Genomic DNA, 21,825 nt, shown 5'->3' with positions numbered 1-21,825 from the left:
TTGGATTATGTTATTTACTTGAAATTATGGTATAATCGTTCAGTTAGAAAATAAATTTTGAATATTATAGAGGAAATCATGACAAAATTAAGAGAAGATATCCGTAACATTGCGATTATCGCCCACGTTGACCACGGTAAAACAACCCTCGTTGACGAATTATTGAAACAATCAGAAACGCTTGATGCACGTACTGAATTGGCTGAGCGTGCTATGGACTCAAACGATATCGAAAAAGAGCGTGGAATTACCATCCTTGCTAAAAATACAGCTGTAGCCTACAACGGAACTCGTATCAACATCATGGACACCCCAGGACACGCGGACTTCGGTGGAGAAGTTGAGCGTATCATGAAAATGGTTGATGGTGTTGTCTTGGTCGTAGATGCCTACGAAGGAACCATGCCACAGACTCGTTTCGTTTTGAAAAAAGCCTTGGAACAAGACCTTGTCCCAATCGTGGTTGTCAATAAAATCGATAAGCCATCAGCTCGTCCAGCTGAAGTAGTGGACGAAGTCTTGGAACTTTTCATCGAGCTTGGGGCTGATGATGACCAGCTTGATTTCCCAGTGGTGTATGCTTCAGCGATCAACGGAACTTCTTCATTGTCAGATGATCCAGCTGACCAAGAAGCGACTATGGCGCCAATCTTTGACACAATTATCGACCATATCCCAGCTCCAGTAGATAACTCAGATGAGCCTTTGCAGTTCCAAGTGTCACTTTTGGACTACAATGACTTCGTTGGACGTATCGGTATCGGTCGTGTCTTCCGTGGTACTGTTAAGGTTGGGGACCAAGTTACCCTTTCTAAACTTGATGGCACAACTAAAAACTTCCGTGTTACAAAACTCTTCGGTTTCTTTGGTTTGGAACGTCGTGAAATCCAAGAAGCCAAAGCAGGTGACTTGATTGCTGTTTCAGGTATGGAAGACATCTTTGTCGGTGAAACTATTACTCCGACAGACGCAGTTGAAGCTCTTCCAATCCTACACATCGATGAGCCAACTCTTCAAATGACTTTCTTGGTCAACAACTCACCATTTGCTGGTAAAGAAGGTAAATGGGTGACTTCTCGTAAAGTAGAAGAACGCTTGCAGGCAGAATTGCAAACAGACGTTTCCCTTCGTGTTGACCCAACTGATTCACCAGATAAATGGACAGTTTCAGGTCGTGGAGAATTGCACTTGTCAATCCTTATCGAAACAATGCGTCGTGAGGGATATGAACTTCAAGTATCTCGTCCAGAGGTTATCGTAAAAGAAATCGATGGTGTTAAATGCGAACCATTTGAACGTGTTCAAATCGACACTCCAGAAGAATACCAAGGATCTGTTATCCAAAGCCTTTCTGAACGTAAGGGTGAAATGTTGGATATGATTTCAACTGGTAATGGTCAAACTCGTTTGGTCTTCCTTGTTCCAGCGCGTGGTTTGATTGGTTACTCAACTGAGTTCTTGTCAATGACTCGTGGTTATGGTATCATGAACCATACCTTCGACCAATACTTGCCATTGATTCCAGGTGAAATTGGTGGACGTCACCGTGGTGCCCTTGTTTCTATCGATGCTGGTAAGGCTACAACTTACTCAATCATGTCTATCGAAGAACGTGGTACGATCTTTGTCAACCCAGGTACTGAGGTTTATGAAGGAATGATCATTGGTGAAAACTCTCGTGAAAATGACTTGACAGTTAACATCACTAAGGCAAAACAAATGACTAACGTTCGTTCAGCTACTAAGGACCAAACAGCTGTTATCAAGACACCTCGTATCTTGACACTTGAAGAGTCTCTTGAGTTCTTGAACGACGATGAGTACATGGAAGTAACGCCTGAGTCTATCCGTTTGCGTAAACAAATCCTTAACAAGGCCGAGCGTGAGAAAGCTAACAAGAAGAAAAAATCAGCTGAATAAGAGCTAGAAAGAGATAAAGATGGTTTATTTAATCATAGGAATCCTCTTATTACTACTCTATGTATTTGCGACACCAGAAAGTATTAAAGGGACAGTCAATATCGTCCTTGTCGTCTTTGCTTTCGTAGCACTTTTGATTTTGCTGATGCTGTCTGTCCTGCAAATCTTTCAGCTACCGACAGAATTCTTCATCGCAGTCGCTATGCTCTTCTTAGCATACTTTAGCTTGCGAGATATTACCCTCATGTCGGTTAATAAAAGTAAAAGAAGATAAAAAGAGAGTTTCGGCTCTCTTTTTTGCTAGGAATTTTACAGTAGTTCGAATTGCTTTTTAGTTAACATCATCTCTTTTGCTTGGATAGTATGAATGGGAAACACTGGAATAAAATTCGTTACTGACATCTATTTTTAAGGGACCTGTAAAATTCTATTACTAATGATATCTTAGTAAAATATGTTGATAGATTATATAGAAAGTGATATACTTAAGTTATAAGAAACCGATTTCAAAATAAGAAAGAATTAAATTTGTTGTCTTGGTGCTCAGGGTGTGATGGATTAAACTAGGAAAATAATTCTAAGAATTTATAAAAGATAAAATCTTTGTTCTATAGGGTTATTCTCTTATACAAGGAGTCTACTATGAAGAAACTATTCATATTATTATCAACTTTTTTTCTCAGCTTCTTCCTTGCTTGGATTATTGTCTTACGTGCTCCACAATACTTATATGCAAGCTATGATTCCGTCTCCTTACTTCGTGTTAAAAAAGATACTCAAGAGCCGACGCGTGAGGTATTTGAACAGGAATTGGAGAATTTTGCAAACTCAGAACAGAGTTTAATAGCTAGAAGAATTGTAGAGCCGAGTAAGGATGGGACAACTCACTTTACTTATGCAACTTATGGTCAGGGAACATTACCAAAAGAATTCCAAGAAGCTAGCCAAGAAAGTCGTGAACGCAGTGATCCACTAAATAGTTATCTCCTTTTATCAGGCTCCTTGACGAAAGAAAAGCTAGCCGATAAATTAGGAGATTTGGGTTATAAAGCAGTTGCTGACCGAAAGACACCTCCTTATTCTCTTGCTTTTCGAATTTTACTAAATCCACTTATTTTAATTAGTTTAGCAATATTTGGCTTATCTTTCTTTGCTTTAGTGATTATCACTCGGATTAAGGAAATGAGAGTAGCAGGTATAAAACTCTTTTCTGGTCAGACACTCTTATCAATCATGGGGCATTCTTTATCAACTGATATCAAGTGGCTCCTTCTATCAGCCCTCCTTTCCTTCCTAGGTGGGGGAGTCGTTCTTTTTAGTCAAGGTTTGTTTTATCCTATCTTGTTAGCTACCTATGGTTTTGGGATTAGTTTTTATCTTTTGTTTTTATTGGGGATTTCAATTTTACTAATGCTCCTTTACCTAATGAGTTTGAGTTACAAAGCATTGGTTCCCGTTATCAAGGGCAGATTACCCCTTAAACGCTTGATGGCTTTAACCCTATTGTGTCAGTTAGTTGCTGTCTTTACAGTAGGCTACGCTGTTAAGACAGGTTTGACGTCTTACCAACGATTGAAAGAACTTGAAATTTCAAAACAAGCATGGAAGGATAGAGCAGATTATTATCAAATTTCTTTTGGTTTAGGTGATAGAGGAAAAGATACAGAAAATCAGAATAAGTGGTATTCATTTGCCAAGGAAGCAATCGAAGAAGAACAAGCCCTTTATGTAAAGGATAATCTGCTCCATTTTGCCAATCCACAAGGAAAAAATGAACAGGGAGAGACATTGGATACCTATAGTCCAGATGCTAATGTTCTCTATGTCAGTCCAAGTTATTTGGATAAGGAAAATGTGGCTGTAAATGATGAGACTAGACAGAAATTAGCTCATCTTCAAAAAGGGGAATTTGGACTTTTATTACCAAAATCTCTTCGCTCACAGGAAGCAGAACTTAAGAAAGTTTTTGAAGAGAGTTTAAACTATTACGGAAAATCAAGTGAGGATAAAAACGCTCCTTTAGAATATGAAATGAGAGCGATTGTTAGCTATCTTCCAACAGGAGAAAAGCGATTTGTTTATAATAACGGTGAAAGTCCAGTATCTATTCAGTACTTAACCGATCCGATTTTAGTTGTATTTACTCCAACATCTACAGGTGATAGTATCATTTCCAAATCTAGTTGGTCTATCAATGCTGGAAAGCAACTCTTTATCAAAGGATATGAGAGTGGTTTATCTCTCTTGAAGGAAGCTGGAATTTATGAGCAAGTATCTTATCTTAAAGAAGGAAGAAGTGTTTATCTAACTCGTTATAATGAAGTGCAAACTGAAACAGCAACTTTAATCTTAGGAGCTATTGTGGGGATAGCCAGTTCCTTATTACTCTTTTATTCTGTCAATCTTCTATATTTCGAGCAATTCCGTCGAGATATCTTGATTAAACGAATTTCAGGTTTACGATTTTTTGAAACACATGCTCAGTATATGGTTAGTCAATTTGCCAGTTTTGTATTTGGTGCTAGTCTCTTTATTTTACGCAGTAGAGACTGGGTAATTGGCTTACTCACTTTATTAGTCTTTCTAGTTAGTGCAGTTCTGACGCTTTACCGTCAAGCGCAGAAAGAATCTCGTGTTTCTATGACAATTATGAAAGGAAAATAGGATGATTGAACTAAAGAATATATCTAAAAAATTTGGAAACCGTCAGCTATTTTCAGATACGAATCTTCATTTTGAAGGTGGGAAAATTTATGCCTTAATTGGGACAAGTGGCTGTGGTAAGACAACACTCTTGAATATGATTGGACGATTAGAGCCATATGATAAAGGGCAAATCATCTATGATGGCACCTCTCTTAAAGACATTAAACCCTCTGTTTTCTTTAGAGATTACTTGGGATATTTATTTCAAGATTTTGGCTTAATTGAAAGCCAAACCGTCAAAGAGAATCTCAATCTGGGTTTAGTTGGTAAAAAGTTGAAAGAAAAAGAGAAAATCTCTTTGATGAAACAAGCTCTAAATCGTGTAAACCTCTCTTATTTGGATTTGAAGCAACCTATATTTGAATTATCAGGAGGAGAAGCGCAACGTGTTGCACTAGCGAAGATAATTTTAAAGGATCCGCCTTTGATTCTTGCAGATGAACCAACCGCTTCCTTAGACCCCAAAAACTCTGAGGAATTACTTTCTATCCTAGAATCTTTAAAAAATCCGAATCGAACCATTATTATTGCGACCCACAATCCTCTGATTTGGGAACAAGTGGACCAAGTTATTCGAGTTACCGATTTATCACATAGATGATATGGTAAGATTCATACTCAATGAAAATCAAAAAGCAAACTAGGAAGCTAGCCGCAGGCTGCTCAAAGCACTGCTTTGAGGTTGTAGATGAAACTGACGAAGTCAGTAACCATATATACGGCAAGGCGAAGCTGACGTGGTTTGAAGAGATTTTCGAAGAGTATCAGTTAGAAGAAAGAGTCACAAACACACTTTGTGGCTTTTTTATTTCCATAAAAATGGTAAAATAGTAAGAGTAGAAATGGAGTTTGAGACATGAAAGTAATAGATCAATTTAAAAATAAGAAAGTCCTTGTTTTAGGTTTGGCCAAGTCTGGTGAATCTGCAGCACGTTTGTTGGACAAGCTAGGTGCCATTGTGACAGTAAATGATGGCAAACCTTTTGAGGACAATCCAGCTGCCCAAAGTTTGTTGGAAGAAGGAATCAAGGTCATTACAGGTGGCCATCCTTTGGAACTCTTGGATGAAGAGTTTGCCCTTATGGTGAAAAATCCAGGTATTCCATACAGTAATCCCATGATTGAAAAGGCTTTGGCCAAGGGGATTCCAGTCTTGACTGAGGTGGAATTGGCTTACTTGATTTCAGAAGCGCCCATTATCGGTATCACAGGTTCAAATGGAAAAACAACTACAACGACCATGATTGGGGAAGTTTTGACTACTGCTGGTCAACATGGTCTTTTATCAGGGAATATCGGCTATCCAGCTAGTCAAGTGGCCCAAACTGCGTCAGATGAGGACACGCTTGTTATGGAACTTTCTTCTTTCCAACTCATGGGTGTTCAAGAATTCCATCCTGAGATTGCGGTTATTACCAACCTCATGCCAACTCATATCGATTATCATGGATCATTTGAGGAATATGTAGCAGCCAAGTGGAATATCCAGAACAAGATGACAGCAGCTGATTTCCTTGTCTTGAACTTTAACCAAGACTTGGCAAAAGAATTGGCTACTAAAACACAAGCCACTGTTGTACCATTTTCAACACTGGAAAAGGTTGATGGAGCTTATCTGGAAGATGGTCAACTCTACTTCCGTGGTGAAGTAGTCATGGCAGCGAATGAAATCGGGGTGCCAGGTAGCCACAATGTGGAAAATGCCCTTGCTACTATTGTTGTAGCCAAGCTTCGTGGTGTGGATAACCAAACCATCAAAGAAACTCTTTCAGCCTTTGGTGGTGTCAAACACCGTCTCCAATTTGTGGATGAAATCAAGGGTGTCAAATTCTATAATGATAGTAAATCAACCAATATCTTGGCAACTCAAAAAGCCTTGTCAGGATTTGACAACAGCAAGGTCATCTTGATTGCAGGTGGTTTGGACCGTGGGAATGAGTTTGACGAATTGGTTCCAGATATTACTGGACTCAAGAAGATGGTCATCCTTGGTCAGTCTGCAGAACGTGTCAAACGGGCAGCAGACAAGGCTGGTGTCGCTTATGTGGATGCGACTGATATTGCAGATGCAACCCGCAAGGCCTATGAACTTGCGACTCAAGGAGATGTAGTCCTTCTCAGTCCTGCCAATGCCAGCTGGGATATGTATGCTAACTTTGAAGTACGTGGCGACCTCTTTATCGACACAGTAGCGGAGTTAAAGGAATAATATGAAAAAAATTGTCTTTACAGGTGGGGGGACGGTTGGACACGTGACCCTCAACCTTTTGTTAATGCCCAAGTTCATCGAAGATGGTTGGGAAGTCCACTATATCGGGGACAAGCGTGGGATCGAACACCAAGAAATCCTTAAGTCAGGTTTGGATATCACCTTCCATTCCATTGCGACTGGAAAATTGCGTCGTTATTTCTCTTGGCAAAATATGCTGGACGTTTTCAAAGTTGGCTGGGGAATTGTCCAGTCGCTCTTTATCATGTTACGACTTCGTCCACAGGCCCTTTTTTCAAAGGGTGGCTTTGTATCAGTACCGCCTGTTATCGCTGCGCGTGTGTCAGGAGTGCCTGTCTTTATTCACGAATCTGACCTGTCTATGGGCTTGGCCAATAAAATTGCTTATAAATTTGCGACGAAGATGTATTCAACCTTTGAGCAAGCTTCAAGTTTGTCTAAGGTTGAGCATGTGGGAGCGGTGACCAAGGTTTCAGATCAAAAAAATCCAGAACCCGATGAATTGGTGGATATTCAAACCCACTTTAATCCCCAATTGCCAACTGTATTGTTTGTCGGCGGTTCTGCAGGTGCTCGTGTCTTTAACCAATTGGTGACAGACCATAAGAAAGAGCTGACAGAGCGCTACAATATTATCAATCTAACTGGAGATTCTAGCCTGAACGAGTTGAGCCAAAATCTTTTTCGTGTTGACTATGTGACCAATCTCTATCAACCCTTGATGGAATTGGCTGATATTGTTGTGACACGAGGTGGTGCCAATACGATTTTTGAGCTCTTGGCCATGGCAAAATTGCATATTATTGTGCCACTTGGTCGTGAAGCTAGTCGTGGAGACCAGATTGAAAATGCAGCCTACTTTGTCAAAAAAGGCTATGCAGAAGAGCTTCAAGAAAGCGATTTGACCTTGGACAGTTTAGAAGAGAAGCTTTCTCACTTACTAAGTCACAAGGAATACTACCAGACTAACATGAAGGCATCTAAGGAATTGAAATCTCTAGCAGATTTTTATCAATTGTTGAAAAAAGATTTATCATAAGGAAAGTAAATGTCAAAAGATAAGAAAAATGAGGGCAAAGAAATCCTCGAAGAATTTAAAGAGTTATCAGAATGGCAGAAACGAAACCAAGAATACCTAAAAAATAAGGCTGAGGAAGAGGCGGCCCTAGCTGAGGAGAAGGAAAAGGAAAGACAAGCTCGAATGGCTTCAAAATCTGAAAAGTCAGATGCAACCGAGGAGCAAGAGAGTGAATCTAATCCAAAAGACTCAAAATCAGCTAAGGAAGATGCTAAAGAAAAAGTAGAAGAGTCAGAAGACGTCAAAAAAGAAGTACCCAAAGAAGAACCAAAATCCAAAGAGCCAAAGAAACAGAATAAACAGGATAAAAAAATAGAGAAAAAGCCTGTAAAGGAAAAACCGGTCAAACCGAAAATCCCAGGAGTTCATATCTGGCGGGCTATCTCGATTTTGTTTCTCAGTCTGCTTTTATTGGTTGTCTCTGCATACTTGCTCAGCCCTTATGCGACCATGAAGGATATTCGTGTTGAGGGAACAGTGCAAACTACAGATGATGATATTCGACAGGCTTCAGGCATTCAGGATTCGGATTATACGATTAACCTTCTGCTAGACAAGGCAAAATATGAAGAGCAGATCAAGTCTAACTATTGGGTTGAATCAGCTCAGCTTGTCTATCAATTTCCAACCAAGTTTACAATCAAGGTTAAGGAATATGATATTGTGGCCTACTATGTTTCTGGAGAAAGTCATTATCCAATCCTTTCAAGTGGTCAGCTTGAGACCAGTTCGGTGAGCTTGGTGAGTCTGCCAGAAACTTATATATCAGTTTTCTTTAATGACAGCGAACAAATCAAGACCTTTACCTCAGAACTTTCTCAAATTAGCCCCGAACTCAAATCTGCTATCCAAAAGGTGGAACTAGCCCCAAGCAAGGTCACATCAGATTTAATTCGATTGACTATGAATGATTCGGACGAGGTCTTGGTTCCTCTATCTGAAATGAGTAAGAAACTGCCATATTACAGTAAGATTAAGCCACAATTGTCAGAACCGAGTGTGATTGACATGGAAGCTGGAATTTACAGTTACACTGTGGCGGATAAATTAATTATGGAGGCTGAGGAAAAAGCCAAACAAGAGGCTAAGGAAGCTGAGAAGAAACAAAAAGAGGAAGAGAAGAAAAAACTGGAAGAACAGCAAAATAAACTAGAAGAGGAAAGGAAAAAGCTGGAGGAAGAGGGCAATCAAAACCAAACGACCCGACGTTCATCGCGCCGCTAGGTTTAGCTTTTCTCTCGTAGTTCTTCAGTGGCCATGTTTTTACTTGACAAGTTCTAGTAGAAATAATAGAATAGTAAAAAACCTTTAAAGCAGTCCAGAGAGGCAGCTAAGGTTAGACGGTGAAAGGGTGGAGACTACCCATTTTTCGTGGAACCTTGCTGTTGGCAGGTTCCTTTTTTCATGGCTTCTTGTGGCCAGACTCTCTCACTAGCAAAGGTAAAAGGAGAAACCTATGCGAGAACATCGTCCAGTCATTGCTCTTGATTTTCCTAGTTTTGAGGCGGTCAAGGAATTTTTAGCTCTTTTCCCAGCAGAAGAAAGCCTTTATCTCAAGGTAGGGATGGAGCTTTATTACGCAACGGGTCCTGAGATTGTGTCATACTTGAAAGGCTTGGGGCACAGTGTCTTTTTGGATCTCAAGCTGCATGACATTCCCAATACAGTCAAATCAGCTATGAAGGTCCTGTCTCAGCTTGGTGTGGATATGACCAATGTTCATGCTGCTGGCGGCGTAGAGATGATGAAGGCTGCGCGTGAAGGTCTTGGAAGTCAAGCAAAATTGATAGCTGTAACTCAGCTGACATCAACGTCAGAAGCCCAGATGCAGGAGTTTCAAAATATCCAAACCAGCCTGCAAGAGTCTGTGATTCATTATGCCAAGAAGACGGCTGAAGCTGGATTAGATGGTGTTGTCTGCTCGGCTCAGGAAGTGCAAGTCATCAAGCAGGCCACCAAACCAGATTTTATCTGTCTGACACCGGGCATTCGCCCTGCAGGTGCTGCAGTAGGAGATCAAAAACGCGTCATGACACCAGCAGATGCCTATCAAATCGGCAGTGACTATATCGTAGTAGGACGTCCCATTACCCAAGCGGAGGATCCTGTTGCAGCTTATCATGCCATCAAGGATGAATGGACACAGGACTGGAATTAAAGAACTAGATTATAAAATAAAAGGAGAAGACCATGACACTTGCTAAAGATATCGCTAGCCACCTCTTGAAAATTCAAGCAGTTTACCTCAAACCAGAGGAGCCTTTTACTTGGGCATCTGGTATCAAGTCACCGATTTATACTGATAATCGTGTGACACTAGCCTATCCAGAAACTCGTACCCTAATTGAAAATGGCTTTGTGGAAGCTATCAAAGAAGCCTTTCCAGAGGTAGAAGTCATTGCAGGAACTGCAACAGCAGGGATTCCTCACGGAGCTATTATTGCTGATAAGATGAATCTGCCATTTGCCTACATCCGTAGCAAACCAAAAGACCACGGAGCTGGTAACCAAATAGAAGGCCGCGTAGCTCAGGGTCAAAAGATGGTTGTTGTTGAAGACCTTATTTCAACTGGCGGTTCAGTTCTTGAAGCTGTAGCAGCAGCTAAACGCGAAGGAGCAGATGTGCTTGGAGTTGTAGCGATTTTTAGCTATCAACTGCCAAAAGCAGATAAGAACTTCTCAGATGCCGGTGTTAAGCTGGTAACACTTTCTAACTACAGTGAATTGATTCATCTAGCCCAAGAAGAAGGCTATATCACACCAGAAGGCCTCGATCTTCTAAAACGATTTAAAGAAGACCAAGAAAATTGGCAAAATGCTTAAAACATAGAAAAACAGGTAGTCACTAGGATTACCTGATTTCTTTTTTATACTAGAAAATGAAAAGATTATTTGAATTTCCATAACTTAAGAAAGTTTATCATTTTTAATTATCTTTGTAAAATGATTGAAAGTCTGAAATTTCCAAACAAAATATTTGAAAATTTTTGAAAAAAGAGTTAAAATATTTTTGTAATATACAAAGTAAACGCTTACTTATTAAGGAGGACATTTTATGTCATACAAAACAAGCAATGCAGAAGGTCATGTAGATTTCATCAATACCTATGATTTGGAGCCAATGGCGCAACAAGTTATTCCTAAAGCAGCCTTTGGCTATATCGCTAGTGGGGCGGAAGATACTTTTACTTTGCGTGAGAATATTCGCGCCTTTAACCACAAACTCATCGTCCCGCATACGCTTTGCAATGTAGAAAATCCAAGTACAGAGATTGAATTTGCAGGTGAAAAATTGTCTTCACCAATCATTATGGCGCCTGTTGCGGCTCATAAATTGGCAAATGAACAGGGTGAAGTGGCGACTGCGCGTGGTGTGCATGAGTTTGGTTCTCTTTACACAACTAGCTCTTACTCTACTGTTGACCTTCCAGAAATTACGGAAGCCCTTCAAGGGACACCTCATTGGTTCCAATTTTACTTTAGTAAAGATGATGGCATTAACCGTCACATCATGGACCGTGTGAAGGCTGAAGGCTACAAAGCGATTGTCTTGACAGCAGATGCGACTGTAGGAGGCAATCGTGAGGTGGACAAGCGTAATGGGTTTGTCTTCCCAGTTGGTATGCCGATTGTTGAAGAATACCTGCCAGAAGGTGCTGGTAAATCAATGGACTTTGTTTACAAATCAGCTAAACAACGCTTGTCTCCACGTGACGTAGAATTTATCGCTGAATACTCAGGACTTCCTGTTTATGTCAAGGGACCACAATGCCGTGAGGACGTTGAACGTTCGCTTGCTGCGGGTGCCTCTGGTATCTGGGTAACCAACCACGGTGGTCGCCAAATCGACGGTGGACCAGCTGCCTTTGACTCACTTCAAGAAGTAGCAGAAGCAGTTGACAAACGTGTGCCAATTGTCTTTGACTCTGGTATTCGTCGTGGTCAGCACGTCTTTAAAGCCTTGGCATCAGGAGCAGATTTGGTAGCTATTGGTCGCCCTGTTATTTATGGCTTGGCTCTCGGTGGTAGTGTCGGTGTGCGTCAAGTCTTTGAACATTTGAATGCTGAATTGAAGACAGTTATGCAATTATCTGGAACTCAGACTATTGAAGATGTCAAACACTTCAAACTCCGTCACAACCCATACAACCCAACCTTCCCAGTTGACCCACGTGACTTAAAACTGTATTGATAAAACAGCTTGCCTCCACTTGATGTGGAGGTTTTTGCTTGTGTTTTAAACGTTTTAATAAAGGGAAATCGTATCAAAAAATATATAAATATATTTTCCAATCAAATATCTTGCTAGGGCTTTCATTTTTTGCTATACTGGTGTAGTAATTAAATAATAAAGACATTTGGGGTGCTTTAGGCTGAGATGATACCCATTGAACCTGCTACAGTTAAGACTGACGAAGGGAAATGTGAACAGTTTTTTTCGTATGGCGAAATGAACGATCCAATCTTGTAAGCTAAACTCTAATTCCTATCTGTAATTGGAGTTTTTTGTTTATACAAACTGGATAGGCTTGTTTAGGTAGCTCTCTGCAAATGCCCTAGGTGTTATTTAAAAGTATCAAGTGGAATTACGATTTTGCTTGGTATTTCTTGGTGTTTTATTAATTACTAAGGAGTAAAGAGAGGAGAAGTAAATATGGAAACACAAGACTATGCATTTGAGCCAGGTTTGACTGTTGGAGAATTACTAAAAAGCAGCCAGAAGGATTGGCAGGCTGCAATCAATCATCGTTTTGTTAAGGAACTTTTTGCGGGGACAATTGAGAATAAGGTCTTAAAAGACTACCTGATTCAAGATTATCACTTCTTTGATGCCTTCTTATCCATGCTGGGTGCTTGCGTAGCCCACGCAGACCAGCTTGAATCCAAGCTTCGTTTTGCCAAGCAACTAGGCTTTCTTGAAGCAGATGAAGACGGTTATTTCCAAAAGGCTTTCAAAGAGTTAAATGTGGTAGAGCATGACTATCTAGAAGTGAACTTGCACCCTGTAACAAAAGCGTTTCAGGATTTAATGTATTCTGCTGTGTCTTCTTCAGACTATGCGCATCTTTTGGTCATGCTGGTCATTGCAGAAGGTCTCTATTTGGACTGGGGTTCTAAAGATTTGGCTCTACCTGAAGCCTATATCCATTTGGAATGGATCAACCTCCACAGAGGTCCTTTCTTTGCAGAGTGGGTTCAATTTCTGGTTGACGAACTCAATCGTGTCGGAAAAGGTCTAGAAGATTTGACAGAACTTCAGCAGCGCTGGAATCAAGCAGTCGCTTTAGAATTAGCCTTTTTTGATATTGGTTATGACGCCTAGAGAAGGTTCAGGATATTGACAAATTTGATGAAGTAATTCTCTTCGAAAATCTCTTCAAACCACGTCAGCTTCACCTTAGATTATATATGTGACTGACTTCGTCAGTCTTATCTACAACCTCAAAGCAGTGCTTTGAGCAGCCTGCTGCTAGCTTCCTAGTTTGCTCTTTGATTTTCAGTGAGCATAAATCATTCAATGTAAATAAAAAAATTTCTTAACGAAAGATAGAGATAAATCGAAATCAGTAGATCGTATAAAGTGAAAAGGAAGGATTTCAATATGACAAGTTTAAAATTATTAAAAGAAAAAGCACCTTTGGTCATTTGCATAACCAATGATGTAGTAAAAAATTTCACAGCAAATGGATTAGTAGCACTGGGTGCCTCACCAGCTATGAGCGAGTACCCAGCAGACTTAGAAGATTTATTAAAATATGCTGGAGGATTATTGATTAACATTGGGACCTTAACGGATGATAATTGGAAGTTGTACCAAGAAGCACTAAAAATTGCTGAAAAATACAATGTACCTGCAGTATTAGATCCAGTAGCTTGTGGAGCAGGATCTTATAGAAAAAAAGTAGCAGATGATCTAATCAACAATTACAAACTCGCAGCGATTAGGGGAAATGCTGGCGAGATTGCCTCTTTAGTAGGGATAAATGTGGCATCTAAAGGAGTAGATAGTGCGGGCGTAGATAATATTGACGAAATTGCTCTAGCAGCAAATGAGAAGTTCAATATTCCTATAATAGTAACAGGTGAAGTAGATGCTATTGCGGTAAATGGAGAAGTGGTAACGATTCATAATGGTAGTGCCATGATGCCAAAAGTTATTGGGACAGGATGCTTATTAGGTGCTGTAGTAGCAAGCTTTATCGGACTAGAAAAAGGTCAAGAATTGAAATCATTAGAAACAGCAATGTTGGTTTACAATATCGCTGGAGAAATGGCAGAAAAACGTCCAAATGGGCATCTTCCTGGAACATTTAAAGTTGAATTTATAAATGCCTTATATGAGATTACAGATGAAGATGTAAAGGAATTCAAAAGAGTGAAGTAAGATGTTTCATAAAGAATTACTAAAACTATATTTTATTTGTGGAACGACTACTTGCCAAGGAAAAGATTTATATACAGTCGTCGAGGAAGCCTTAAAAGGTGGTATAACCTTATTTCAATTTCGTGAAAAAGGTGAGGGAGCCTTAGAAGGTAAAGAAAAAGTCGAAGTAGCAATTAAACTACAGGATCTTTGTAAAAAATATAATGTTCCGTTTATTGTTAATGATGATATTAAGTTAGCATTGGAAATAGATGCTGACGGCGTACATGTAGGACAAGATGATCTTGGAGTTGATGAAATTAGAAAATTGATGCCAGATAAAATAATTGGTCTTTCTATAAAAAACGAGGAAGAATTTCAACAATCAAAAGTTGAATATGTAGATTATGTTGGTGTTGGTCCTGTATTTGATACCCAGTCAAAAGAGGATGCTGGTAGCGCTATAGGTTATGAGGGTCTTAAATTGATGAGAAAACTATTGCCACAAATGCCCTTAGTTGCAATTGGTGGGATACAGACGAAACATATTAAAGACATTATGAAGACCAATGTTGACGGTGTTTCAATCATTTCAGCAATATCGTATGCAAAAAATATAGAAAAAACTGTTCGGGAAATGAGTGAACAATAGGTATCTATCCTTAGATTCTAAGTAAGTGGAAGTTTCCCTTTTCTAAAAAGCTATGTCCAGATTCAGCTCAAATGGCTAATCTATCAAACAAGACATTTGTTTTTTGCAAACGAAAGACTTACTGTCTTTGTGAGTGCAAGGCTGTATTTCCAGTTCAATTTCTTGAACTAGAAAAAATCGTTTGTTATAATATTTATATAATTAAATAATAAAGACATTTGGGGTGCTTTAGGCTGAGATGATACCCATTGAACCTGATACAGTTAAGACTGGCGAAGGGAAATGTGAAATGTTTTTTTCGTATGTCGAAAAGAACTGTCTAATCTTGTAAGCTAAACTCTAATTCCTATCTGTAATTAGAGTTTTTTCTTTTACGAAACTGGATGAAGATGATACAAAGCATTTAGGTAGCTCACCTTGAATGCCCCACTTTTCTTTAAAAAAGGAGTTTTTTTATGTTGAAAAAATGGCAGTTAAAAGATGTTATTTTACTTGCTTTCTTGTCTATCTTTTTTGGTGGCGTTTTTGTGGGATCCGGCTATCTATTTGATATCCTCACTCTGATTTTAGCACCTCTTGGTTTACAGGCCTTTGCCAATGAAATCCTCTTTGGTCTCTGGTGTATGGCTGCGCCTATTGCTGCTATCTTTGTTCCAAGAGTAGGAAGCGCAACGATTGGAGAAGTGCTAGCGGCCCTTGCTGAAGTCCTTTATGGTAGCCAATTCGGTCTAGGTGCCCTTTTGTCTGGCTTGGTTCAAGGTTTGGGAAGTGAACTTGGTTTTATTGTAACCAAGAATCGCTATGAAAGTTGGCTCTCTCTAACTGCCAATAGTATTGGGATTACGCTTGTTAGCTTTGTCTATGAATACATTAAGTTAGGTTACTACGCCTTCTCCTTTCCTTTTGTCCTTTCCTTGCTTGTGGTGCGCTTTATTTCTGTCTTTTTCTTCTGTACCATCTTGGTTCGTGGCATTGTCAAACTCTATCATCAGTTTGCAACTGGAGGGAAGGCGTAGATGGGCCTGGAATTAAGGAAGATTCAGTCCTCAATCTTCTCTGAGCCGTTTAATTTTACTTTTCATGCGCAAGCCTTTACCTTGTTAGTTGGGAGCAGTGGTTCAGGAAAATCGAGTCTCTTTCAAATGATTGCCCAAGTCAGTTCTCTTCCCTATAGTGGTCAAGTTTTGATAGATGAGAGCGAGGTCAGTCAGCTTTCTATCATCGAACGTATCCAGACGGTTGGGATTCTCTTTCAAAATCCCAATCATCAATTTACTATGGAGAACTTGTTTGAGGAGCTGGTTTTTACCTTGGAAAATATTGGGCATCCCGTTCAGGAAATTGATTCTAAAATAGCAGAGGTGGTTCGACAATGTCGCTGTGAGAAGATTTTGCACCGTCCCATCCATCACTTATCAGGTGGGGAAAAGCAAAAGGCTGCTTTGGCTGTTCTCTTTGCTATGAATCCTAGGGTCTATCTCCTGGATGAGCCCTTCGCTTCTATTGACCGCAAGAGTAGGATAGAGATATTGGAGATTCTAAAAGAGTTAGTCTCTGATGGGAAGACAGTTATTTTGTGCGACCATGATTTATCTGATTATGAAGCCTATATCGACCATATGGTGGAGCTAAGAGATGGACAACTAAGGGAAGTGTTTCAAATCCCTACCTCTGAGATGACACAGGTTGCTTCAAAGGAAGCTGCTTCTAGCTCAGAACTGTTCCATATGGACCGTGTGACTTGTGAGCTGGATAATCGCCCCCTCTTTTCAATTGCGGATTTTACATTCTACCAAGGAATTTCTTGTATCTTGGGTGATAATGGTGTCGGGAAATCAACTCTCTTTCGCTCCATTCTTCAATTTCAAAAGTATAAGGGGCGCATTACCTGGAAGGGGACAGTCCTGAAAAAGAAAAAGAGTTTGTACCGTGACCTGACGGGTGTTGTTCAGGAAGCTGAGAAACAGTTTATCCGAGTCAGTCTGCGAGAAGAGCTTCAATTAGATGGACCTGATTCTGAAAGAAATCAGCGAATTTTCCAAGCTTTACAATATTTTGATCTGGAGCAGGCACTCGATAAGAGTCCTTATCAATTAAGTGGTGGCCAGCAAAAGATTCTGCAGCTCTTGACCATCTTGACTAGTAAGGCTTCTGTGATTTTACTAGATGAACCTTTTGCTGGTTTGGATGATAGAGCCTGCCATTATTTTTGTCAGTGGATTGTGGAGGACAGAAATCAAGGAAGAAGTTTTTTGATTATTAGCCATCGTTTAGATCCCTTAATCTCTGTGGTTGATTATTGGATTGAGATGACTAGTCAGGGTCTCAGTCATGTGAAAGCAGTGACAATTACCAAACCACTCACATCTCAGAGTAGCAATACCCAAGGGGAGGTGAGATAGTATGGTCAAAGTAGCAACCCAGACACCGATTATCAGTCTCTTCTTGCTAATTTTATCTCTGGAAACATCTTTCATTCCTTCGATTGCTCTGAATCTTTCGGTAGTCGTATTTTGCATTCTCTTTATGCTCTATTACCGGCGATTTAAAGTATTGGCTTGGATGATTCTACTTGCCATTCTGCCCTCTTTGGCCAACTACTGGGCAGTTCAGTTACATGGAGATGCTTCGCAGGCCGTCATGCTTGGAACGAGGGCTTTTGTGACCGTTTGTATTGGTCTTGTCTTTGTTTCCTCTATTTCCCTAAAAGAGCTTCTCTTGTACTTGGCTCAAAAGGGGTTATCACGCTCTTGGGCCTATGCCTTGATTGTGGTATTCAATTCCTTCCCCCTTATCCAGCAAGAAATCAAGTCCCTCAAGGAAGCGTGCTTATTACGCGGTCAAGAACTACATTTTTGGTCGCCCTTGATTTATAGCAAGGTTCTGATGACAGTCTTTAGGTGGCGCCATCTTTACCTGAGAGCCCTGTCGGCGTATGGATATGACGAACATGCACAGGTGGAGAATCGCTATCGGATCTTTTATATTTCTAAAAAAACAAAATTCATCTACCTGCTGTTCTTTTTATTGCTTCAAACCAGTCTATTTTTATAAAGGAGTTATTATGGAATTTACAGATATTGCGATGGAATTATCCAAGGAAGCTTGGCAGGCTTCCTTTCATCACCCCTTTGTATTAAAGTTACAAGAGGGAAATTTAGACCCTGCGATTTTCCGCTATTACCTGATTCAGGATGCCTACTATCTGAAGGCCTTCTCAGAAGCCTATCACCTCTTGGCTGATAGGACTTCAAACCAAGAGATGAGAAGACTCTTGAAACAAAATGCTCAGAGTCTAGTGGAGGGTGAGTTATTTATACGTCAACAATTTTTCAAGGAATTGGAAATCAGCGATCAGGAAATGGAGCAACATCCAATCGCTCCAACCTGCTATCATTACATTTCTCACATTTATCGGCAATTTGCAGATCCAAACTTAGGAATTGCTTTTGCGAGCTTGCTGCCTTGTCCTTGGCTATACCATGATATAGGCAAATCACTGAATCTTAAACCATCACCAAATCCTCTCTACCAACAATGGATTGAAACTTATATTACGGATGAGTTGGAGCATCAGATCAGAGAGGAAGAGACTCTGGTCAATCAACTCTATCGAGAAAGTGACGAGACAGACAAGAAAAAAATGCTAGATGCCTTCCACATCAGTGTTCATATGGAAGCCAAGTTTTGGGAAATGGCCTACCAACACCAGACATGGAGGAGCGATTTACAGTCTTTAGAAATAGGAGAAGAATAGAAACATGAGAAAGCACCAATTACAAGTTCACAAATTAACCATTTTATCCATGATGATTGCCCTTGATGTAGTCCTTACGCCTATCTTTCGGATTGAGGGAATGGCACCGATGTCCAGTGTAGTCAATATTCTAGCAGGAATCATGATGGGACCTGTTTATGCCTTGGCTATGGCTACAGTGACAGCCTTTATCCGTATGACGACTCAAGGGATTCCACCTTTAGCTCTTACAGGAGCGACTTTTGGAGCCCTTCTAGCAGGTCTCTTTTATAAGTACGGTCGAAAATTTCATTATTCTGCTCTCGGAGAGATTGTGGGAACAGGTATTATTGGTTCTATTGTTTCCTATCCTGTTATGGTACTCTTTACAGGATCAGCTGCAAAGCTTAGCTGGTTTATCTACACCCCTCGATTTTTCGGAGCAACCTTGATCGGTACAGCGATTTCCTTTATTGCCTTTCGATTTTTAATCAAGCAGGAATTCTTTAAAAAAGTGCAGGGATATTTCTTTGATGAAAGGATAAACTGATGCAGGCATTTACAAATCCTTTTCCTCTGGAAACGACTTCCCTCATTCACTGTATTACCAATGAGATTTCTTGTGAGATGCTGGCAAATGGGATTTTGGCTCTGGGATGTAAACCTGTCATGGCAGATGATCCTCGTGAGGTTCTTGATTTTACTAAGCAAAGCCAGGCACTCTTCATCAATTTGGGGCATTTGTCAGCTGAGAAGGAAAAAGCAATCCGTATAGCAGCTTCTTATGCAGCTCAAGTTTGTCTCCCAATGGTAGTAGATGCGGTTGGCGTAACGGCTTCATCCATTCGTAAGAGCTTAGTTAAAGACCTTTTAGACTATAGACCTACGGTCCTTAAAGGAAATATGTCGGAAATCAGAAGTCTTGTTGGCTTAAAACACCACGGAGTTGGGGTCGATGCGAGTACTAAAGATCAAGAAACTGAGGACTTGCTTCAAGTTTTGAAAGACTGGTGTCAGACCTATCCAGGTATGTCATTCTTAGTCACTGGCCCCAAGGACCTCATCGTTTCAAAGAATCAGGTTGCCGTATTAGGAAATGGCTGTGTAGAATTAGACTGGATAACAGGGACAGGAGACTTGGTTGGAGCCTTGACAGCCGTTTTTCTCAGCCAAGGAATGACTGCATTTGAAGCTTCGTGTCTAGCGGTCTCTTATCTTAATATCTCCGCTGAGAGAATCGTTGTTCAAGGGATGGGATTGGAAGATTTTCGTTACCAAGTACTCAATCAGCTTTCGCTCCTCAAAAGAGATGAAAACTGGCTAGACGCTATCAAAGGAGAGGTTTATGAATAGAGAGGCGTTTAGACTATATCTGGTAACCAATCGCTACCAAGATTCCGTGGAAAGTTTTCTTGAAAAGATTGAGACGGCTTGCCGTTCAGGAGTTACCATAGTCCAATTACGAGAAAAAAATCTCACAACCAATCAATATTATCAACTGGCAAAACAAGTCAAGGAAATAACAGATGCCTATCAGGTACCCCTGATCATCGATGATCGTTTGGATGTCTGTCTTGCAGTTGATGCTGCTGGTCTGCATATTGGAGACGATGAATTACCCGTTTCGGTAGCTCGCAAAGTCCTGGGCCCTGACAAAATCCTCGGTGTCACAGCTAAAACTGTAAAAAGAGCCCTCGAGGCAGAAGAAGGAGGGGCGAATTACTTGGGGACAGGAGCCATTTTCCCGACTACGACTAAGGAAAATGCGCCTATCACCCTAATTTCAACCTTGAAAACAATTTGCCAAAGGGTCGCCATTCCAGTAGTTGCTATTGGCGGCTTGACATCAGAGAACATTGACCAACTTGCTGCAACTGGTATAGCTGGGGTAGCTGTCGTTAGGGATCTTATGCAGGCAGAAGATATTGAGGCAAAAACGCAAGCATTTTTAACAAAGCTGGATGAGATTATTTTCTAATTAATACTCAATGAAAATCAAAGAGCAAACTAGGAAGCTAGCTGCAGGTTGCTCAAAGAACAGCTTTGAGGTTGTAGATAAAGCTGACGTCGTTTGAAGAGATTTTCGAAGAGTATAAAAACTCTCTAATTCCCTTAAAGTAGGAACTAGAGAGTTTTTTTAATCTTTAAAGCTTGTATGGTTGACTGGTCCAGAACCATGACCAAGTTGAGGAGCGTCTTGGATGGCTTTTGTGATAAAGGCCTTGGCTTTATCGACTGCTTGATAGAGGTTTTTCCCCTTGGCTAGTTCAGCCGTAATCACTGCAGCAAAGGTACATCCAGTACCATGGGTGTGACAGGTTTGAATTCGTGGACTTTCCCAGACAAATTGGTCATCCTTGGTAAAGAGGAAATCCTTGGCACCGCCTTCGAGATGGCCACCTTTGATGACTACAGACTGAGGACCAAATTCTTTTAAAATCAGGCGACCGGCACGCTGCATGTCTTCAGGATCATGGATTGAAAAACCAACAATCTCTTCTGCCTCAGGAAGATTGGGTGTGATGATGGTAGCAAGTGGAAGCAGGTTTGTTTTTAGGTAGCTTCTGGCACTGGTATCAATCAGGGTGTCACCGCTTGTTGCGACCATAACAGGGTCAAGGACATAAGGACAGTCCAGCTTTTTAAGATAGGGCTGGATGATTTCCATAATTTCAGTAGTTGCCAACATGCCAGTTTTTACAGCCTGAGGTGGGATATCCGAAAAGACACTCTCCAATTGGGCTTTCAACATTTGAGGAGAAACATGCTCAATTAGCTGAACGCCTCTGGTATTTTGAGCGACAAGGCTGGTCACAACGGCCATTCCATAGACATCTCTAGCTTGGAATGACTTTAAATCAGCCATAATGCCAGCACCACCACTAGGGTCAGTCCCTGCAATGGTCAAAGCAACGGGTAAATAAGTCATCTAAAACCTCCCAACCAACTGAAGTTTGTATTCTTAAGAACAAGCTAGTCTGTTTTAGAAAGGCAATAGAAGACTGCTAGTCCCCATTATCATTTCCACTTCCATCAGCTAGCATTACCTAGATTGAGTCAAAGGGTCTAACAGTCGTTAATCTCAGCTTTACGCACCCCTAGTGGTTGTTTTCTTTTTTCTTTAGTATAGCATATTTTT

At 40.5% G+C, this 21,825-nt stretch carries 22 protein-coding genes and 3 riboswitches; of the genes, 21 read left to right on the top strand and 1 reads right to left on the bottom strand.

Translation table 11 applies throughout. The features are described from left to right. Positions 1-78 precede the first annotated feature (78 nt). The 21 genes from typA to thiE (SK637_RS06555) all read left to right on the top strand — a co-directional run bounded on the left by typA (position 79) and on the right by thiE (SK637_RS06555) (position 20,664). Complete coding sequence (gene typA, locus SK637_RS06655; protein WP_000164111.1) at positions 79-1,920, top strand: translational GTPase TypA; 1,842 nt, start codon at positions 79-81, stop codon at positions 1,918-1,920. A gap of 19 nt (positions 1,921-1,939) precedes the next feature. After that, positions 1,940-2,194, top strand: coding sequence for a DUF3165 family protein (locus tag SK637_RS06650; RefSeq protein WP_033689069.1), 255 nt, complete (start codon positions 1,940-1,942; stop codon positions 2,192-2,194). A gap of 368 nt (positions 2,195-2,562) precedes the next feature. Then, entirely contained in the window at positions 2,563-4,584 is a 2,022-nt protein-coding gene (locus SK637_RS06645) for a bacteriocin-associated integral membrane family protein (protein ID WP_033689068.1), read from the top strand. Between the two features lies 1 nt (position 4,585). Further along, positions 4,586-5,227, top strand: a complete 642-nt coding sequence (locus SK637_RS06640; protein WP_033689067.1) for an ABC transporter ATP-binding protein — start codon at positions 4,586-4,588, stop codon at positions 5,225-5,227. 20 nt (positions 5,228-5,247) lie between these two features. Beyond that, positions 5,248-5,457 (top strand): hypothetical protein, encoded by a 210-nt coding sequence (locus tag SK637_RS10165; protein WP_049524124.1) that lies wholly within the window; start codon positions 5,248-5,250, stop codon positions 5,455-5,457. A gap of 25 nt (positions 5,458-5,482) precedes the next feature. Further along, on the top strand, positions 5,483-6,835 hold the full coding sequence (murD, locus tag SK637_RS06630) for a UDP-N-acetylmuramoyl-L-alanine--D-glutamate ligase (RefSeq protein ID WP_033689066.1): 1,353 nt from the start codon (positions 5,483-5,485) through the stop codon (positions 6,833-6,835). Position 6,836: 1 nt separating this feature from the next. After that, positions 6,837-7,895, top strand: coding sequence for a UDP-N-acetylglucosamine--N-acetylmuramyl-(pentapeptide) pyrophosphoryl-undecaprenol N-acetylglucosamine transferase (locus tag SK637_RS06625; protein ID WP_033689065.1), 1,059 nt, complete (start codon positions 6,837-6,839; stop codon positions 7,893-7,895). Positions 7,896-7,904: 9 nt separating this feature from the next. Then, positions 7,905-9,158 (top strand): cell division protein FtsQ/DivIB, encoded by a 1,254-nt coding sequence (locus tag SK637_RS06620; RefSeq protein ID WP_033689064.1) that lies wholly within the window; start codon positions 7,905-7,907, stop codon positions 9,156-9,158. Between the two features lie 232 nt (positions 9,159-9,390). Further along, positions 9,391-10,092 (top strand): orotidine-5'-phosphate decarboxylase, encoded by a 702-nt coding sequence (gene pyrF / locus SK637_RS06615; protein ID WP_033689063.1) that lies wholly within the window; start codon positions 9,391-9,393, stop codon positions 10,090-10,092. Positions 10,093-10,124: 32 nt separating this feature from the next. Next, positions 10,125-10,757: an orotate phosphoribosyltransferase gene (gene pyrE, locus SK637_RS06610; protein ID WP_033689062.1), complete on the top strand. Its 633-nt coding sequence runs from the start codon at positions 10,125-10,127 to the stop codon at positions 10,755-10,757. 232 nt (positions 10,758-10,989) lie between these two features. Next, complete coding sequence (gene lctO, locus SK637_RS06605) at positions 10,990-12,126, top strand: L-lactate oxidase (RefSeq protein ID WP_000120723.1); 1,137 nt, start codon at positions 10,990-10,992, stop codon at positions 12,124-12,126. Between the two features lie 157 nt (positions 12,127-12,283). After that, positions 12,284-12,372, top strand: a riboswitch (TPP riboswitch). A gap of 216 nt (positions 12,373-12,588) precedes the next feature. Then, positions 12,589-13,257 carry a TenA family protein gene (locus SK637_RS06600; protein WP_033689060.1) on the top strand — a complete coding sequence of 223 codons (669 nt, stop codon included), beginning with the start codon at positions 12,589-12,591 and terminating at the stop codon, positions 13,255-13,257. A 279-nt stretch (positions 13,258-13,536) separates the two neighbouring features. After that, a complete protein-coding gene (gene thiM, locus SK637_RS06595; protein WP_033689059.1) occupies positions 13,537-14,319 on the top strand; it encodes a hydroxyethylthiazole kinase in 783 nt (260 codons plus the stop codon). Position 14,320: 1 nt separating this feature from the next. Beyond that, entirely contained in the window at positions 14,321-14,950 is a 630-nt protein-coding gene (thiE, locus tag SK637_RS06590; protein ID WP_033689058.1) for a thiamine phosphate synthase, read from the top strand. Between the two features lie 209 nt (positions 14,951-15,159). Continuing rightward, a riboswitch (TPP riboswitch) is annotated at positions 15,160-15,248 on the top strand. Between the two features lie 157 nt (positions 15,249-15,405). Then, positions 15,406-15,966, top strand: a complete 561-nt coding sequence (locus SK637_RS06585; protein ID WP_033689057.1) for an ECF transporter S component — start codon at positions 15,406-15,408, stop codon at positions 15,964-15,966. Beyond that, positions 15,967-17,352: an ATP-binding cassette domain-containing protein gene (locus SK637_RS06580; protein WP_033689056.1), complete on the top strand. Its 1,386-nt coding sequence runs from the start codon at positions 15,967-15,969 to the stop codon at positions 17,350-17,352. 1 nt (position 17,353) lies between these two features. Next, positions 17,354-18,004 (top strand): energy-coupling factor transporter transmembrane component T, encoded by a 651-nt coding sequence (locus SK637_RS06575; RefSeq protein WP_033689055.1) that lies wholly within the window; start codon positions 17,354-17,356, stop codon positions 18,002-18,004. A 10-nt stretch (positions 18,005-18,014) separates the two neighbouring features. Continuing rightward, positions 18,015-18,707, top strand: coding sequence for a thiaminase II (gene tenA, locus SK637_RS06570; protein ID WP_033689054.1), 693 nt, complete (start codon positions 18,015-18,017; stop codon positions 18,705-18,707). Positions 18,708-18,711: 4 nt separating this feature from the next. Next, positions 18,712-19,236: an energy coupling factor transporter S component ThiW gene (gene thiW, locus SK637_RS06565; RefSeq protein WP_033689053.1), complete on the top strand. Its 525-nt coding sequence runs from the start codon at positions 18,712-18,714 to the stop codon at positions 19,234-19,236. Further along, positions 19,236-20,039, top strand: coding sequence for a hydroxyethylthiazole kinase (thiM, locus tag SK637_RS06560; protein WP_033689052.1), 804 nt, complete (start codon positions 19,236-19,238; stop codon positions 20,037-20,039). Before thiW ends, thiM (SK637_RS06560) begins: the two co-directional genes overlap by 1 nt. Continuing rightward, entirely contained in the window at positions 20,032-20,664 is a 633-nt protein-coding gene (gene thiE / locus SK637_RS06555) for a thiamine phosphate synthase (protein WP_033689051.1), read from the top strand. The genes thiM (SK637_RS06560) and thiE (SK637_RS06555) overlap by 8 nt, the downstream gene beginning before the upstream one ends. 159 nt (positions 20,665-20,823) lie before the next feature. On the opposite strand, the gene thiD is transcribed toward thiE (SK637_RS06555), so the two are convergent. Continuing rightward, positions 20,824-21,615 carry a bifunctional hydroxymethylpyrimidine kinase/phosphomethylpyrimidine kinase gene (thiD, locus tag SK637_RS06550; protein ID WP_033689049.1) on the bottom strand — a complete coding sequence of 264 codons (792 nt, stop codon included), beginning with the start codon at positions 21,613-21,615 and terminating at the stop codon, positions 20,824-20,826. 83 nt (positions 21,616-21,698) lie between these two features. After that, a riboswitch (TPP riboswitch) is annotated at positions 21,699-21,796 on the bottom strand. Between the last annotated feature and the right edge of the window lie 29 nt (positions 21,797-21,825).

The organism is Streptococcus mitis (assembly GCF_000722765.2).
In the GTDB taxonomy this organism is placed as follows: Bacteria; Bacillota; Bacilli; order Lactobacillales; family Streptococcaceae; genus Streptococcus; species Streptococcus mitis_AQ.
Note: the sequence above shows the minus strand (reverse complement) of the source record. Positions and strands in the feature narration are given on the sequence as shown.